Below are 15,797 nucleotides of genomic sequence, written 5' to 3' on the forward strand. Positions count from 1 at the left end.
TTATTCTCCGCTAAAAATTAAATTGTTTAGCTGTTCTCCTGCAAACCCACCGATTTGTGTTCCGCCCGCTGCCCCGACTGCACCAACCACTAAACCACAGATGAGTGTACCTGTCCCCGCTGTGGGCACACCTAATGCAAGACAAACAGGAGCCGCAAGGGAGGAGCCTAATGCAGCACCAGCGACACCGCCTCCAAATTTGCTATATTCTGTCACTGCAACTCTGCTGCACTCATGTTCTCTTCCAGTAGTGCAGGCATGATAAACTTCGTTAGACGTATTCATAAAAGAAAAACCTAAAGCAACCCATCCACCTGCTTTCAGGTAAGAGGATATTCTGGCTGCTCTGTCAATATATGTTGAGTAGCCAGGGATTGCACCAATACCAACTGTACTCCATTCATGGACTATTGATTTCGTGGACAGTCCTAATGCTCTCTTAAGATCCGCATAATCTTTAAACTTAAGCTGTTTTTTAGTTATTTTATTTAACAAGGGTTTCAATTGCGCGAAAAGCGCATTGCGCTCAGCATAAAATTGTTGGCCAAAAAGCGCACCTTGTGTCCTGTACTGATTTTGATAGGTGGCTTCAATTTTAATTAAAATATTTTCAATTTGCTTAAAATATGACTCACCTGTACCGCTCACGCCCCCGACGATTGTATCGCCCCAGCCTGTTATGGCTTTTATATTATCATAATTATTTTTCAAAAACTCAGCGGTGGCTCCATCCAAAGTCGCAAGCGCGTTGGTCACCTTCTTTTTTGCAATGGCTAAGCTATTGATCTGTTGAGTTTGATTATCGCCAAGCGGGTCAGCAACAATTAATATTTGTCCGGGTTTGAGCCACGCAGTGTCTTTATTCAATTGCATAAAATACTCGGATTTTTCATTGCGCGCAGTGCCAAATAGCTGTCTTGCCTGAAAATCCAGAGTGCCGGGTTGCTGAACGACACAGTAACCTGGAGCAACGTTTGACGGACTTGCCATGTAAACTCCTTGTATTTTTAATGTGTAGCTTTTGCAGAAAGTTTATTTTTGGACATTGAGTTGGCGAATCGCATCGCTATGGGATATTAAGCTGCACTTTAATACCTCATAGTTTGCCGGTGCCGTACCACCTAGCTTTTGTGTCAGTAAGGAGTTAATAACCTCGTCGGCTTTTTCGAAATTCTCGGCAGGCAGGTTACTGACTTCCAGCCATGCTGCGGCGCTTGCCTTTGCATCATTTTTCAGCGTCGCACTGTCCGCAATCTTGCCGATACAGCGATTCTGCACCCAGTTTTCAAAAATCTGTTGTTGAGAAAAGGTGTTAACGTCCGGGAGAGTATGGGCGATGGTATATGAGGTATTTAACGCGAGTACGAAAGCGAGTAAACGTCTCATTTCAGGCTCCAGAGCGTAGCGCTGCCAGGAATAAACGAACCATTACCGGGAGAACCCAAGAAATGGCAATCATCGGAGCAAATATTCCCATTCCAGAGCGTGACATGTCCAGTGGCATCGCTCCAGCCGTGACCGCTAAAGATAATAATACCTTGTTTACCTGCAAATTGGCTTGGTGTTGGAGACGTCACCGTCATATCTGCATTACCCAGTACAGTTGGCAGAAAAGCAATCATATCCTTTACGCGATACATGTAACGTTTTTTATCACTCCCCGTAACCGTCGCATATCTGCTGTTGGAGGGAATTGGAACGCCACAATAATTTAAAACGTAGCTCATACGAATGGGGCATGCATTTTGGAAAATTCCGGCTTCAATATTGTGCTGGACTTTTCCACCCAATAATTTGCCCACCGTTTCGACATTGACATTAACTTCTCTAAATCTGTTCCAGGCGGCACCAAAAGCAGGACGCATAAATATTTTCCCTTTTAGAAAGTACAGGATAAAGTGAGCCCTTTCGGGCCCACTCCTGTTACGCTTCTTTGTTTTCTTTGATGTTCCAGCCAGCGCTGCTTTCAGCACCTTTACCACCGGCAGTGGTCTGCTCCCAGTACTGCTGTTTCACTTTCGCAGCCTGGAATGCATAGGTCACGCCAACGGTATCGCCGTTGTCTGCACCCGTGTACTGAACGGAAGTCACGAGAACGTCTTCCAGGGTGATGCGGGTGTATTCAACCTGCTGACCACCCGCTTTGCAGACGGACAGTTCAACTTTGGTCAGGTGTTTACCGCTTGCGCAGTGTTTCAGGATTGCTGTAGTGGATTTGTCGATCAGAGCGTTAACGTGCAGGTCGTTAAAGTTAACTTTACCGGCACCGCCGCCACCGCCAACGCTCATATTACCTGGCTGGGACGCGCCCCAGGAGAAGGAGGTAATATCAGTCCAGCCGGTGTGGTTAGAATCTTTAGATTCGCCCGTAACACCCTCGACCTTCAGAAACATATCAATAGCCATAATATCTACTCTTCGTGGATGAACAATATTGCTTTCGAAAAAGCCCTTATATGGCAAACAGGAAAGCATGGGGCTGAATAAAACCGTCCATATTTTACCTCTGCCTCATATCAAACGACCCGTGTCATTTGACAGTCTTACATTCCCCCGAAATAACGGAATGAATGTGAAGTCTTTATTACTGTGCTTTATTGTGGAACCAGTTAAGGACAGCATTAGCAATTTAGCCGTCTTTCTTGCCGGGTGGCGCTGTGCTTACCCGGCCTACATTGAGCAACGATATCAATTGATTGCACGTTTGATTGTAGGCCCGTGCAAGCGTAGCGCCGCCGGGCGAAACTCACAAAACGCACGTAGTCAGCAGTCTGACGCTCTTACGCGTCCTTCGTCTTCAGCGACGGCAGTTTAGATACCAGACGCAGGGAAACGGTCAGACCTTCCAGCTGGTAGTGCGGACGCAGGAAGAACTTCGCGGCGTAGTAGCCCGGGTTGTCTTCGATTTCCTGCACCTGCACTTCCGCCGCCGCCAGCGGTTTACGGGACTTGGTTTCCTGGGAGGAGTTCGCCGGGTCACCGTCGACGTAGTTCATCACCCAGTCGTTCAGCCAGCGTTCCATCTCTTCGCGCTCGCGGAAGGAGCCGATTTTGTCGCGCACGATGCACTTCAGGTAGTGAGCAAAACGACAGCAGGCGAACAGGTAAGGCAGACGGGAGGCCAGGCGCGCGTTAGCGGTGGCATCCGGGTCGTGGTACTCGGCCGGTTTTTGCAGGGACTGCGCGCCGATGAAGGCGGCGAAGTCGGAGTTTTTGCGGTGAACCAGCGGCATAAAGCCGTTTTTCGCCAGTTCCGCTTCACGGCGATCGCTGATGGCGATCTCGGTCGGGCACTTCATGTCCACGCCGCCGTCATCGCTCGGGAAGGTGTGGCACGGCAGGTTTTCCACCGCCCCGCCGGATTCGACGCCGCGAATCGAGGTGCACCAGCCGTACTCTTTAAAGGAGCGGTTGATGTTGGCCGCCATCGCATAGGCCGCGTTCGCCCAGGAGTAGCTGTTGTGGTTCGCGCCGTCGGTCTGCTCTTCAAAATCAAAGCTGTCGACCGGGTTGGTGCGAATGCCGTACGGCAGGCGCGACAGGAAGCGCGGCATCACCAGGCCCAGATAGCGGGCATCTTCCGATTCACGCAGTGAACGCCAGGCGGCGTATTCGGTGTTCTGGAAGATTTTGGTCAGATCGCGCGGGTTAGCCAGTTCCTGCCAGGACTCCATCTGCATCACGCCCGGTGCGGTACCGGTGATGAACGGACAGTGGGCCGCGGAGCCAATGCGCGCCATCTCGCCCAGCAGCTCAACGTCCTGCGGGCTGTGGTCGAAGTAGTAGTCGCCTACGATGCAGCCAAACGGCTCGCCACCGAACTGGCCGTACTCCTGCTCGTAGATTTTTTTGAAGATCGGGCTCTGGTCCCAGCCCACGCCCTTGTAGCGCTTCAGGGTGCGGCCCAGCTCCTGCTTGGAGATGCTCATAAAGCGGATCTTCAGCATCTCGTCGGTTTCGGTATTGTTCACCAGGTAGCTCAGGCCGCGCCAGGCGCTTTCCAGCTTCTGGAACTCCTCGTGGTGAATGATCTGGTTCACCTGCTGCGAAAGCTGCTCGTCAATACCGGCAATCAGGTTCTGAATGGTGCGGTAGGTATCGTTTGAGAAGGTCACGGTGTTTTCCAGCGCCTGCTGCGCCAGGGTTTTAACCGCGCTTTCTACGGCAGAGCGCGCCTGATCGGTTTTAGGACGGAACTCTTTATTCAGCAGCGCGCTGAACTCGTCCTGGCTGAACGCCTGGCCCGCCTGCTGATCGTGTTGTTGAGTCTGGTTGCTCATCGATTATTCCTCGCTACCTTTCGCACTTTCGTCATTTTTTGGCATCTGGCTCAGGGATTTGAGCAGCGTCGGATCCTGAAGGATTTTTGCAATCAGCTCTTCCGCGCCGTTTTTGCCGTCCATGTAGGTCAGCAGGTTGGAGAGCTGGGTACGGGCTTCCAGCAGCTTGTTCAGCGGCTCTACTTTACGGGCCACCGCGTCCGGCAGGAAGTCGTCCATGCTGTCAAAGGTCAGATCGACGTTGAGCTTACCTTCGCCGGTCAGGGTGTTATCCACCTGGAACGCCACGCGCGGCTTCAGCGCCTTCATGCGTTCGTCGAAGTTGTCGATGTCGATTTCCAGGAACTTACGCTCATCGACGGCTGGCAGGTTTTCCACCGGCTTGCCAACCAGATCGGCCATAACGCCCATCACAAACGGCAGCTGAATTTTGCGTTCTGCACCGTAGATCTCTACGTCGTATTCGATCTGCACGCGGGGAGCACGGTTGCGTGCGATGAATTTCTGTCCACTGTTACTCATTGCCATGATGTTCTCCATCAAAGATGCGCGGTGAAGGTGAAACGGCAGACTCCATGCCTGTCGTCATAATGCCAGGACGCGTCATTCGCGGCGTCCAAAGATGTTTTCCAGTTGGTTAACGCCGTCTGGCGCCAGGTCGCGAATAATGTCCATAAAGTTGAGTTCAGACAGCCGCTGCACCCGTTCAATCATCAGCGGTGCGGGATGGCTGGGTTCGTACTGCGCAAAGTACTGTTTCGCTTTTTCCAGCATTAGCTGCGCGTCGGCGCGGCTGGTCACCTGCACGCTGCGCCAGTCGGTGACCGGCTGAACGGGCTGCGCTGCCGCAGGCTGCGGCTCAGCGTGCTGTTCAGCCTGCGCGTCACGGTTCGGCAGCAGCTTACTGATGTCGGTCACCTGACACGCGCTGGCGACCAGCCCGACGGTTTTCAGCAGCTGTTCCATCTCCGGTACGCCACTTTCCCCGAGATAGCCGGTAAGCAGTTCGCGGATGGCCAGCAGGCGTTCGTTGATCACGATTACCGCTTCGGTGCCGGGCTGATCGCCCCGGGCCAGCTCATCGATCAGTCGTGGACGCCCGCCCGGATAATCCGGACACTCGGTTTTACTGCCGTCAAGCAGCGCCTGGGCGTCACGGAGCGAAATCTCATCGCCGTTTGAGCGGAGCAGTGAGGCGTTACGCACCGCGACCGTCAGGTCAGATTTATCACTCAGCCCGGCGAGGGCGTTGATGCGGTAGAACGGATCGGTTTCGCCATACTCTTCCAGCAGCGGGTAAAGCTGCTCCCAGTAACGGGACAGGGCTTCCTGCACCAGCAGTAGCCCGTCGGCGTAACCTGCCAGCCCGCGACGACGTGTCCAGGCATGGGTTAACGCCAGCATGACGCGAAGATCTTTGGTGCGTCCCAGTAGGCTGGTGGCGAGTTTTTCCACCGTGTTCCAGTCGGCAGGCTCTGCCGGAATGATGGTGTCGCCAAACTGCTGCTCGGCTTTGCCCTGACTGGCCTGCCCCATGGCCTGGAAATCAGCGTCGTACTCCAGGTTTTCACCGCAGGGGTTATCGGGGCTTATCGGCGCGAGAAATTCATCGATATTCATAAGATCCCTGCTTATTCAAACATAGGCGGGTAAAGACCGTGGCGGCCCGGACGGGCGCCGCCTGCCGGATCGAACAGCAGCGTAAAGAGCTGCCCGGTAAAGTTTCCGCTGTGGACGTGGGTGTACAGCGGATAGCCGTCGCAGCGGTTTGTCCACCAGTAGCTGGTCTGGCGCAGCGGATCAAAACACTCCGCCGCCTGCGGCCAGCCCAGCGTGCTCTGACCATCGTCGTCATAGCCAATCACGTCGAGAATGTCGGAGCGCTTTTGCGGCTCAACCGGCTGGGGCGCCGGGATGGTCATCAGCATTTCATCCAGCTGGGAGGCAGAATAGCTGTTACGCACCGCGTGCAGCCCCAGACGGCCAAGCTGCTGGTACCAGCTCTCAGCCTGCCCGAGCAGGCGGGATGACCACTCGGCGGGGGTGAAGCTCAGTTGCAGGCATACCGGATAGTGGCGGCCTACGCTGTCACGGCCCGGCAGCAGGCAGCCCATCTGAATCATCTGGCTACCGAGCATCGGCGGGACGACAAAGTTCCACACCGGGGCTTTTGAAAATGGGCGCTCGCCGCTGCGCTGCTCTTCCTGTTGCCAGGCCAGCAGGCCGACCTGGAACCAGTGCGACCACTGGCGTTGCAGGGTATCCGGAAAGCGACGCTGCAAAAAATCTCCGGCGCTGGGTAATTTGCCATACCAGCTATAACGGTTCATCGCAGGGGTATTCGTCATACGGCTGTCCTTGCGGTTATGGGCATGAGAAACGGGGAAGCTGGAACGGGTTGCGGATGCTGTTCGGGGCAAACTCCAGCGTGACCTGATGTCCGTCGACGTTGAAGGTCGCCTGACGGCTCAGGCTACCCGCGCCAGGGCTGGTGCGCGCCTTGTCGAAAAAGCGGTTGAGCGCCCAGGAACCGTTAGTTACCAGCGTTGCGGTGCTGCCATTGGCCAGACCGAGCTGCATACGCACCTGGTTCGTCCCGCCCGGCCCCGGCCAGTTCATGATCTGCACCGCCTGCGGACCGTGGCTGTAGCGCAGCAGCTGGCCGTCCACGTCCAGCGTCAGGTTCAGAATGGTGTTGTCCATCCGCACGGTGCGCACCGTGACCTTAAAGGATGGCGTGGTCGCGCCGTTGGCAAAGAAGGCATCGCGGACAGACTGCGCCTGCTGGAACGGACGCAGCAGCCCTTCACTGCCCGGCAGCGTTTTACCGTCGATGCCCGGCATAAAGCGCCAGTTCGCCTGGGTGGTGTCCACCTTGTTGGTCAGGTTGTCGCGGAAAAAGGTGTCCATCAGTCCGGTGCCCGGCGCGAACATGCGGGCGAGATCGTCCGGCGTCACCTCGGTGCTGGCGCTGCGCACCAGCGGGTAACGCCCGGCAATCGCCTGACGGCAGAACCCGCCCACTTCCACGTTGATGCGCTTACGCACGTTCTCCAGATCGCGACGTTGGGTATCGCTGCTTGCGCCCACGGCCATATTACTGAACATGGTTTGCAGCCCGCCCGGCAGACGGCCCGCGCTGGCTTGCAGGCGGCTGATGGCATCGCCGCCCGGCGCGGGCATACCGCTGTTTGCTGCATCCTGAACGGCTGTCAGGTAGCGATAAAGCTCGTCAACCTGCTTGAGAAAATCATCAAAGACGATGGTCTTACCGCCCTTCTCCAGCGGCTGCGCCAGCTCAATCATCGGCGCATAGTGGTCGGTCACCAGTTGCTCAGGCGCCTGCGTCACAACCGCGCCCTGCGTCGGGGCATTGTCACCGTTGCTGAACAGCGCTTCCAGCGTACGGGTGGCGCGGTTGCTTTGGTCTTCCGCTTTCTGCGCATCTTCCGGGGCAGGCGCAGTGCGCGACAGGGTCAGCACCTTGCTCAGGTTAAGTACCAGACGGCGCAGCGGCGAGTTGGTGCCTGAAAGCAGGCGCGCGGTGTTGATGCGCTGGGAAAGATCGGCGCTGTTGTTGAGCTGTATGTCCGCGAGAAAGCGATCCCAGTTGACGATAAAGTCGCGCATGTAGAGCTGGCGCACGGCGTTATCGATCTGCTGTTTATCTTCCTGGGCAGCGGTTGCTCCCAGCACCCAGGCATCATCTTCGTGCAGGGCGGTGGTCACGCTGTCGATCTGGTCGTTGAAGCTCTTCCAGTAGCCGTCCGGCGTATAGAGCCCCGGCACGCCCTCACTCACCGGCTTGCCGCTCTTACGGGAAAACACCAGCTCGCTCTGCGGGCCGCCGAGATCTGAAAGCGAAACCGGCTTCAGGTTCTCATCATGCTCCAGCAGACGTTTCAGGCGGCCATATACGCGGGTGGAGAGCGGCTGCTGGTTGATGAGCGCCCTTTCACGGGCCACCAGATCCTCATCCTGCGCATACGGTGAAGCCTGAATTTTTGGCTCCAGCAGCTGGGTCAGGTGCCATTCCAGCTCCTGAAGCTGCGCCTGCGTCACGTTCTGCGGCAGGTTGCGTTGCAGGTTGAGCATCACCCACGAGTGCAGGAATTTGCCGTCATAGTGCTTCGGCTGGTAGAGCATCTGATAGGCTTTCAGCGCCTCATAGCTGTATTCCACGTCGCTGCCGTTGTCGTTGCGCAGCCAGGTGGTAATGTGCATCGCCACGGCAGGCAGCAGCATCTGATCCAGCGCCTTCTGATACAGAGACTGCGAGGCATCGCTGACGTCATCCCCGCGATAAAGCCCCATGCGGCGGGAAACCGGCGGGTCGTTAACGTCGAAGGCATCGCTTTTCGGCAGATCCACCAGGCTGTTAAGCAGCGGCAGAAGCGCAAACAGATCGCGCTGGGGCTGGTTTTGCAGCGCCTTGCTCTGCTGCTCCACCATCGGCACTTTTGCGTCCACTTCTTCCAGATAGGCTTTATTTTTAGCGTAGCTGGTCAGCCACAGGCCACCCAGGATCACCAGCAGAGCCAGCAGCGCCGCGTAGCCGGACCACATCACGGCGCGGTTGCGAAGCTCCCACCAGCGGTTTTCCCCGGCGATGCCCGCTTCCTGGAAAATCACGTTTTGCAGCAGGTTCTTAATGAAGAAGCTTTGACCCTTCGCGCCCGGGATCGGCGCCTCTTTGCTCACCGAATCCCAGCGCGTGCTTTCCTCCCCTTCAGGTAAGGAGAGCGCGCGGTTCAGCTCGCCCATCACGCGGTCAAACGGCATCCCTTCCTGGGTGCCGCTGGCGAAGTAGATGCCGCGCGGCGAAAATTCGGTTTCGAAGTTTGAGCGGGCAAAGACCGTGCTCAGGTAGTCTGCCAGCAGCGGACGCAGCGCGGCGAACTCCTGCGGGAAGAGATAGGCTTCCGCACGGGTTTTGGCGTCATGCTCTTTGAGCATGGTTTCCGGAAGGCCCGCATCCAGACGCTGTTGCAGCAGGGAAAATTCCTGCTGGAAGTTGCCCATAAGATCGTAATCGGCGTGTTTGGTCTGCTCCCACGGCAGCGTAAAGCCCCAGATCTGGTCGCGCTGGGCTTTGTCGTAATCCGCAAACCAGGCGCGGAAGCCTTTAAGCAGGTCCGCTTTGGTCACCATCACATAAACCGGGAAGCGAATACCCAGCTGTTCATGCAGCTCGGAGAGACGCTGGCGCAGGTTGACCGCCTGCTGTCGGGAGGCCTCAGCGGACTGCGAAAGCAGGTCGGAAATACTGATAGTAATAATCACGCCGTTGATGGGCTGGCGACGGCGGTATTTACGCAGCAGGTTGATAAATTCCAGCCACTCCCCGGCGTCCTGAACCTGCTCACTCTCCTGAGTGGTATAGCGCCCCGCGGTATCCAGCAGAACCGCCTCGTTGGTAAACCACCAGTCACAGTTGCGCGTGCCGCCAATGCCGCGCAGCGCGGTTTTACCGAAGCGATCCGCCAGCGGGAATTGCAGCCCGGAGTTGGCCAGCGCGGTGGTTTTACCGGAACCTGGCGCGCCAATAATGACGTACCACGGCAGCTGATAGAGGTATTGCGTGCTGAAGCGCTGCGTCCACTGTGCGCCATGTCCCGCTTTGCTGAAGTGGGCTTTTTTCAGCATCTGGGCGGCTTCATCGAAACGCCCGGCAAGGATCTGCTCCTCGCTGTTCAGACGTTTCTGCGGATCGGCCGCCTCCGGGCTGGTGGTATTTTCGTTGAGCTTGTCCATCAGCTTACGGTTCAGCCAGGCGTTATACATCCGCGGCAGAATGTGGCTCTGGGCCCAAATCAGGTAGACCACCGCAATGCTGATGACGCGGTTCTGCTCTGATTCAAGCGGGCGGGTATCTACGATGGACAACAGCGGGCCAATCATCCAGATGACCGCCGCGAGCGCCGTTACGCCCAGGAAGCTCCACAGAATGCGATTGGTCAGTATAGAAAGTAGAGTAGTCAGCATCCTTAGTTTCCTTGCGGCAATCCGTTCAGCTCGGCCTGGGTATTGTCAGGCGACACCAGCAGCGTAATCTCCACGCGGCGGTTACGGGCGCGATTTTCAGGCGTGGTGTTAGGCGCTACCGGGTTGATCTCGCCCCGCCCTTCGGCTTTGACGCGCTCAGGCTGCGAGAGGCTACCCTGGAGCTGTTTTTGCACCGAACGGGCGCGCTCAAGCGAGAGTTCATAGTTGGAGGCGAAGCGTGCGCTGCGGATCGGCACGTTGTCGCTGTACCCAACCACCAGAATTTTGCCGCTGACGTTATTCATCGCCTGGGCGATGCGGTCGATGACCGGCTCATAGCGATCGCGCACCACCGTTGAGGCCGAGGCAAAGAGTCCGTCCCCTTTCAGGATCACCACGCTGCGATCCGCCTCATCCTTAACGGCCACCAGACCGGCATCAATTTCCGGTTTCAGGAAGCCGCGCAGGTTCAGCACTGCCGGCAGCTGACGCGCAGGCTGCTGGATCGTGGTTTCCGGCAGTTGGGACTGGTAAATTTTCGCCAGTACCGGGCTGGTGTTATCACCCAGACGCCAGTTCAGCACGATATAGAACAGGCAGGCGATAAAGCCGACCAGCGCCACGCACGCCCAGAGTGGGATCATCGGCCGCCAGAGCTTGCGCAGAACGGGGCGATCTTCCGGGTGCGGCGAGAGCGGCGGCGGGTAGCTGCCGCGCACGCCACGGATCATCTGCCACAGGCGCTGTTTGATGGTTTCAAGCTGGGTCCGGCCATTGTCCAGCACGCGGTAGCGGCCTTCAAAGCCGAGCAGCAGACAGTAGTTGATCATCTCCAGCAGCAGAATGTGTTCGCGCGGATTCTGCGACAGACGCGCCAGCAGCTGGAAAAACTTCTCGCCGCCCCAGGTTTCGTTATGAAACGTCACCAGCAGACCATTGCTTGACCAGACGCCGCTGCTTCCCCAGGGAGTCAGCGCGGCGGCTTCGTCCAGCGCCGTGCAGAGGCAGTAGCGCGCGCCGACAATCACTTCATACGGTAAGCCCGCCTGCTGGCATCGCACCTCGAAACGGCGAATTTCGTCAATCAGGCGCTGGCGCAGCCCGACCTGATCGTCGTGGGAAACCGAATGACGGATTTGCGGAATCGCATTGAGCAGCGGATTGGCGGCCGCCACCAGCTGATTGTTCCCACTGGCTCCGGTAAACACGGCATCACTGCCGGTATCCTGTCGTTCCTGCATATTAAGCGCTCGCTTTATTATTCTGTCGGGCTACGGATGGCCCAGAACTCCATATCGAGACCCGGGAATTCCCCTGCGAGATGCAGCGCGAATGCCCCGGACTTGTCCATCTCGTGCCACAGTTCGCTGCCCCTCTCGAGTTCGAAATAGCTGTAGCCTGCATGCCACGGGATCTGCGGCGGCGCGACGGGCATTGCCCGAAGCATGATGCCCGGCAGCTGAAGCTGAACCAGATCGCGGATTTTCGAGACTGGCGCAACCTTCATCTGGGCAGGAAAATGGGTTTGCAGGTGTTCGCCGGGGACATTGGCTTTTACCGCCAGCACGAAGCCAAATTCGCGGACCATGCTGGTCTCCGGCACGGTGGCGATGTTCAGACCGTGGGAGCGTTCGTGCAGCGGCAGCTGGATGGCATGATCTTCCATCACCAGCGACAGTCCCTGACGCAGCATCAGCATCAGTTTGCTGAAGCAAACGGCGAGATCGTCATGGTCGTATACCGGCAGTATGCTCTCTGCGGTACGCTGCGGCGTCCAGGTGGCGAGCTCCGTGGCAAACGGCAGCCAGCTGCGCCAGAGCGCTTCCGGATGAAGCAGCGGCAGCGTTTTTAAATGTGAGACATCGCCAAGGTGGCGGTTGATCAGCGAGAGAAGCGTGAACTCAACCATCTCAGACGTATTGAAACGCCCCGGCTGACGCAGGCGGCCGCCGATCTGCTGGCTACGCTGCACCAGCAAGCCGTGCAGGTCATTGATCATGCCGTACAGCTGCGGGCTGTTATTGGCGTTCAGCATTGGCGGGATGTAGCTGTTATCCAGCCGCACGTGGTTGTCGTTACGCTTTTCAGCGACGTACGCCACGCCGATGGCGGTCCATTCTGCCGTCAGATCTTTCTCCAGCATCAGGGTCAGACGCAGGCGGCCAAACTGAACCGTCGCCTCCCCGACCGACATCGCGTTGTCGTCTTCCACCTCTTGTTCAAAGGTAATAAAACGCGCCAGAGAAGACTGCTCCTCGCTGAAAATCACCTCTTCACGGCCACCGCGACGAACCGGCAGCGCAAGCACCACCTTTTCATTGGTGAGATTATCGGGGATTTTTAGCGGAGCCGGACCGTTGCGGTCGCTGCGCACCTGGAAAAAGGTGCCGTCAGGCAGCAAACCGCTACAGTAGCTGAGGGCAATACAGCCCTGGCGAAGCATCGCTTCATCCAGCTCAAGGTCGAGAAAGCCCCAGAGATACGAACGCTGCAAGGCCCCCCACTCACGAACGTGGTTGAGGAGGTAACTTTCTGTCCGCTGAAAATGGTGGGGACGCAGGAACATGCCCTCGGTCCAGACGACCTTTTCTGCTTTCGTCATGATGATCTCTTTCCTGTTATGAAGGGCGTTACTGGCTGATGACCCGGATACCATTTACGTCAAGGAAGACGCTGGCCTGGAGTTCATCTGCGGACCATTTCCAGAACTGGTAAATCGCGTTTTCGCCGGGAACAGGCAAAGGAAGTGAGACGCGCCATTTTTTGCCGTCCAGCGCCTGGTATTCCGCCATCACGCCGATATAACGCGCTTCCGGTGAGCTTTGCCCGCTCAGGGTTTTCGAAAGCTGGCCCGGCATCAGGAAGAACACATCGCTGTTTAGCAGATTCGCGCCAAGCGTGGCTGACGCGTTGTTCTGTAAGGAGTAGAAGTCACTGGACATGAAATCCGCATCGGATTTCAGCAGCAACACTCTGAGCTTAAGCGGCGCAGAATCATTGATTTGAGGATGAGCCTGAAACTGAAGATTGTAGCGGGAGGGGTCGCTGTGTGAAGACGACGTACAACCACCGATCAGCGCGAAAATCAACGCAAAAAAAGGGAACCACATCCGATGAAAATTTTTATTATTCATAAAAATATGCTCGTGAAACCCGTTTAGTTCAGGATCCAGGTACCGTTCGCGCTGTCTTTGCAGGCTTTGCTGTTGCCATCGACATCAACACAGGTGGTTTTCTTACGCGCTTTCGGGCGCAGTGCCTGTTTACGCACGGTGGCTTCGTACTGGTCAGCCTTGATCACGGCACGCATCGGCACATAACCAATCAGCTGTTCACTCCCTTCATCGGCCAGCGCCATCCAGAAATGTTCAACCTGCCCCAGCACGACGTAAGTTTTGCCGGTCTCAAGCGTACGGATCACTTTTCCACCGTAGTCAGGACGGCTCATCAGGGATGCCGGGTACATGGCACGATACGGTTCATTCACTTGAGTGAACTCCGCCGGAGGGGTAACAGCGTGACGGTGCGTCAGCGTGATGCCATTCACCTGGCTGGTCACAATCGTATCATCGGTGATCGCTGGTTTTTGCGGCGCCTTACAGCCCGCCACCGCCATAACAAACAGAAGTGATAACAATACACGCAGTTTCATATGCTTTTCCGTAGCGATATTTAGAGGATGAAGAGAGGGGGATAAAATTTGACTTAGGTGCTATTGTTAAAATAGTCGGGATATTTTCAGCAGGTAACTATTTTAAGGCATAGCTACCGCACGAACCCAACAGAAATGGGCCCAGCATGCTCCTGACATATTTTGACAAACGGTAGACAAGTTTACATGAGCTTGTCATCAATTCAATATTTCTTGCCTGCTTAATGGCGTTTAATGATACGCCCAATGCATTATAGGATTAATCTCATAAAAAATGCGCACTTAGCTGAAATCGTCTTTTTCTTAGACGAATTTCTAGCGTAACTGTATGAAAATTAATGGCTAAAAAGGCAAAAGAGAACCACTATCATTAACGTAACCCCTTATTATCGCCACTACCATAATTAGTAGAATTTCATTTTTTCTGTGCGCTGTGGGATATATCTGGGATATTTTCATTGTTGCATCTGGAAGATAACTTTTATTGGGTGCGTGCGTCCCGCATTAACAAATGACGGTGAAGAAAATGGCAGGGATTTAATTTTGCGATCCGAAATAACCTACTCGAAATTATCCTCCGAGGTTATTTTTTGAGCCTTAATAATTAAGCATGGCTACATCTTTTTGTTCTCTTATTGTTCAGAACACTTCATTGCAGCCCATAAACTGGGGGTTTCAGCGGCAGTAACAGTAAACCTAACGCAAAAAGTTTTACCGTTACTACATATTTCTTTTACTTCTTTCCAACATCTGCCGTTCCACGCTTTCACCCGGCACGCCTCATTTGTCTCTGCGACGGTGTTTGTCTGCCGCTTGACTTATTTTGTGATAAAGGTACTTTTCAGGACATGAAGAAGATCCTGATTATCGTACCTGACGGTGGCATGTTGTTTGAGGCTGCCGGTATCGCCGACATTCTGATGCAGGCCAACCGGCTGCACCCGGACGGCCTGGCGCAGCCCCGCTACTGCATCATTATCGCCACCACCCAGCCTCACCTGGTGATCCACGGCCAGTCCGGCTTAAACCTGCTGGCGGACTATCGCCTGCCGGAGCTGGATCCGCGCGAGCCGCTGGATACGATCATCATTACCGGTCGTGGCATGAATGAACAGGAAAGCACCGCGGTGGTGGACTGGCTGCACCTGGCCGCGCCGCATGCGCGCCGCGTCGCCTCTGTCTGCGGCGGGGCCCTGCTGCTGGCACAGGCCGGACTGCTCGATGGGCGCCGGGCGACGACCCACTGGCGGCTGCTGGAAACCCTGAAAACCCGCTATCCTGCGGTCAACGTTGAGGGCGGCCCGCTCTATATTCAGGATGGACCCGTCTGGACGTCCGGCGGCGTCAGTTCCGGGTTTGATCTGACGCTGGCGCTGGTGGAGGATGATTACGGCTTCACCCTCGCCCGCAACGTGGCGCAGGATATGGTGATGTACCTGCGTCGGCCTGGCGGCCAGCTACAGTTCAGCCGCTATAAACTGGAGCAGTCCGGCGCGACCGGACCGGTTAGCGAACTGCAAAGCTGGATCCTGCAAAACCTCACCGCAGATTTGTGCGTCGAAAGGCTGGCCGAACGGGTCGCCATGAGTCCGCGCAATTTCACCCGCGTGTTCACGCGTGACGTCGGTGTACCTCCGGCCCGTTATGTCACCGAAGCGCGCCTGGCCGCCGCACGACAGCTTCTGGAGCAGACCTCGTATCCGCTTGAGGTCATTGCCGAAAAAAGCGGGTTTGGGACCAGCATCAACCTGCGCCGCGTTTTTGAAAAGCAGCTTCATCTCACGCCGGGCGAATATCGCCAGCGCTTCCACTGCCGCAGAATGGCGTAATCTGATCCTTTTTTGTCATTTACGCCATCCGACCTGACGCCTAAAGTCACT

General features: G+C 56.1%; 14 protein-coding genes. 1 reads left to right on the top strand and 13 read right to left on the bottom strand.

Going from position 1 to position 15,797, the window contains the following annotated elements:
- From ACOTXL_RS02890 to ACOTXL_RS02950, 13 genes are all read right to left on the bottom strand, one after another.
- Positions 1-990, bottom strand: a complete 990-nt coding sequence (locus tag ACOTXL_RS02890; protein ID WP_006810951.1) for a hypothetical protein — start codon at positions 988-990, stop codon at positions 1-3.
- A gap of 42 nt (positions 991-1,032) precedes the next feature.
- Positions 1,033-1,386, bottom strand: a complete 354-nt coding sequence (locus tag ACOTXL_RS02895; RefSeq protein WP_045350784.1) for a T6SS amidase immunity protein Tai4 family protein — start codon at positions 1,384-1,386, stop codon at positions 1,033-1,035.
- On the bottom strand, positions 1,383-1,865 hold the full coding sequence (locus tag ACOTXL_RS02900; protein WP_006810953.1) for a type VI secretion system amidase effector protein Tae4: 483 nt from the start codon (positions 1,863-1,865) through the stop codon (positions 1,383-1,385). Before ACOTXL_RS02900 ends, ACOTXL_RS02895 begins: the two co-directional genes overlap by 4 nt.
- 58 nt (positions 1,866-1,923) lie before the next feature.
- Positions 1,924-2,406, bottom strand: coding sequence for an Hcp family type VI secretion system effector (locus ACOTXL_RS02905; protein ID WP_014884229.1), 483 nt, complete (start codon positions 2,404-2,406; stop codon positions 1,924-1,926).
- 374 nt (positions 2,407-2,780) lie between these two features.
- Positions 2,781-4,280: a type VI secretion system contractile sheath large subunit gene (gene tssC, locus ACOTXL_RS02910; protein WP_006810956.1), complete on the bottom strand. Its 1,500-nt coding sequence runs from the start codon at positions 4,278-4,280 to the stop codon at positions 2,781-2,783.
- A 3-nt stretch (positions 4,281-4,283) separates the two neighbouring features.
- Positions 4,284-4,808 carry a type VI secretion system contractile sheath small subunit gene (gene tssB / locus ACOTXL_RS02915; protein ID WP_022648413.1) on the bottom strand — a complete coding sequence of 175 codons (525 nt, stop codon included), beginning with the start codon at positions 4,806-4,808 and terminating at the stop codon, positions 4,284-4,286.
- 75 nt (positions 4,809-4,883) lie between these two features.
- Positions 4,884-5,900: a type VI secretion system protein TssA gene (gene tssA, locus ACOTXL_RS02920; RefSeq protein ID WP_003859964.1), complete on the bottom strand. Its 1,017-nt coding sequence runs from the start codon at positions 5,898-5,900 to the stop codon at positions 4,884-4,886.
- An 11-nt stretch (positions 5,901-5,911) separates the two neighbouring features.
- The gene (tagF, locus tag ACOTXL_RS02925) at positions 5,912-6,628 is read right to left on the bottom strand and encodes a type VI secretion system-associated protein TagF (RefSeq protein WP_015570330.1); all 717 of its coding nucleotides are present in this window, start codon (positions 6,626-6,628) and stop codon (positions 5,912-5,914) included.
- Between the two features lie 16 nt (positions 6,629-6,644).
- Positions 6,645-10,265, bottom strand: a complete 3,621-nt coding sequence (gene tssM / locus ACOTXL_RS02930) for a type VI secretion system membrane subunit TssM (RefSeq protein ID WP_045617715.1) — start codon at positions 10,263-10,265, stop codon at positions 6,645-6,647.
- Positions 10,266-10,267: 2 nt separating this feature from the next.
- The gene (locus ACOTXL_RS02935; RefSeq protein ID WP_003859963.1) at positions 10,268-11,506 is read right to left on the bottom strand and encodes a DotU family type VI secretion system protein; all 1,239 of its coding nucleotides are present in this window, start codon (positions 11,504-11,506) and stop codon (positions 10,268-10,270) included.
- Positions 11,507-11,523: 17 nt separating this feature from the next.
- Positions 11,524-12,867, bottom strand: a complete 1,344-nt coding sequence (tssK, locus tag ACOTXL_RS02940) for a type VI secretion system baseplate subunit TssK (protein WP_022651416.1) — start codon at positions 12,865-12,867, stop codon at positions 11,524-11,526.
- Positions 12,868-12,895: 28 nt separating this feature from the next.
- Positions 12,896-13,399 (bottom strand): type VI secretion system lipoprotein TssJ, encoded by a 504-nt coding sequence (tssJ, locus tag ACOTXL_RS02945; RefSeq protein WP_045350786.1) that lies wholly within the window; start codon positions 13,397-13,399, stop codon positions 12,896-12,898.
- A 23-nt stretch (positions 13,400-13,422) separates the two neighbouring features.
- Entirely contained in the window at positions 13,423-13,917 is a 495-nt protein-coding gene (locus ACOTXL_RS02950; RefSeq protein WP_006810964.1) for a hypothetical protein, read from the bottom strand.
- An 848-nt stretch (positions 13,918-14,765) separates the two neighbouring features.
- On the opposite strand from ACOTXL_RS02950, the gene ACOTXL_RS02955 reads away from it, so the two are divergent.
- On the top strand, positions 14,766-15,746 hold the full coding sequence (locus tag ACOTXL_RS02955; RefSeq protein WP_022651417.1) for a GlxA family transcriptional regulator: 981 nt from the start codon (positions 14,766-14,768) through the stop codon (positions 15,744-15,746).
- Positions 15,747-15,797: the final 51 nt, after the last annotated feature.

Source organism: Enterobacter cloacae complex sp. IR5402, from assembly GCF_049238125.1.
GTDB lineage: Bacteria > Pseudomonadota > Gammaproteobacteria > Enterobacterales > Enterobacteriaceae > Enterobacter > Enterobacter hormaechei_C.

Coding starts and splice junctions, on each gene's coding strand:
- ACOTXL_RS02890 (WP_006810951.1), bottom strand. CDS start 990: ATGGCAAGTCCGTCAAACGTTGCTCCAGGTTACTGTGTCGTTCAGCAA.
- ACOTXL_RS02895 (WP_045350784.1), bottom strand. CDS start 1,386: ATGAGACGTTTACTCGCTTTCGTACTCGCGTTAAATACCTCATATACC.
- ACOTXL_RS02900 (WP_006810953.1), bottom strand. CDS start 1,865: ATGCGTCCTGCTTTTGGTGCCGCCTGGAACAGATTTAGAGAAGTTAAT.
- ACOTXL_RS02905 (WP_014884229.1), bottom strand. CDS start 2,406: ATGGCTATTGATATGTTTCTGAAGGTCGAGGGTGTTACGGGCGAATCT.
- tssC (WP_006810956.1), bottom strand. CDS start 4,280: ATGAGCAACCAGACTCAACAACACGATCAGCAGGCGGGCCAGGCGTTC.
- tssB (WP_022648413.1), bottom strand. CDS start 4,808: ATGGCAATGAGTAACAGTGGACAGAAATTCATCGCACGCAACCGTGCT.
- tssA (WP_003859964.1), bottom strand. CDS start 5,900: ATGAATATCGATGAATTTCTCGCGCCGATAAGCCCCGATAACCCCTGC.
- tagF (WP_015570330.1), bottom strand. CDS start 6,628: ATGACGAATACCCCTGCGATGAACCGTTATAGCTGGTATGGCAAATTA.
- tssM (WP_045617715.1), bottom strand. CDS start 10,265: ATGCTGACTACTCTACTTTCTATACTGACCAATCGCATTCTGTGGAGC.
- ACOTXL_RS02935 (WP_003859963.1), bottom strand. CDS start 11,506: ATGCAGGAACGACAGGATACCGGCAGTGATGCCGTGTTTACCGGAGCC.
- tssK (WP_022651416.1), bottom strand. CDS start 12,867: ATGACGAAAGCAGAAAAGGTCGTCTGGACCGAGGGCATGTTCCTGCGT.
- tssJ (WP_045350786.1), bottom strand. CDS start 13,399: ATGAATAATAAAAATTTTCATCGGATGTGGTTCCCTTTTTTTGCGTTG.
- ACOTXL_RS02950 (WP_006810964.1), bottom strand. CDS start 13,917: ATGAAACTGCGTGTATTGTTATCACTTCTGTTTGTTATGGCGGTGGCG.
- ACOTXL_RS02955 (WP_022651417.1), top strand. CDS start 14,766: ATGAAGAAGATCCTGATTATCGTACCTGACGGTGGCATGTTGTTTGAG.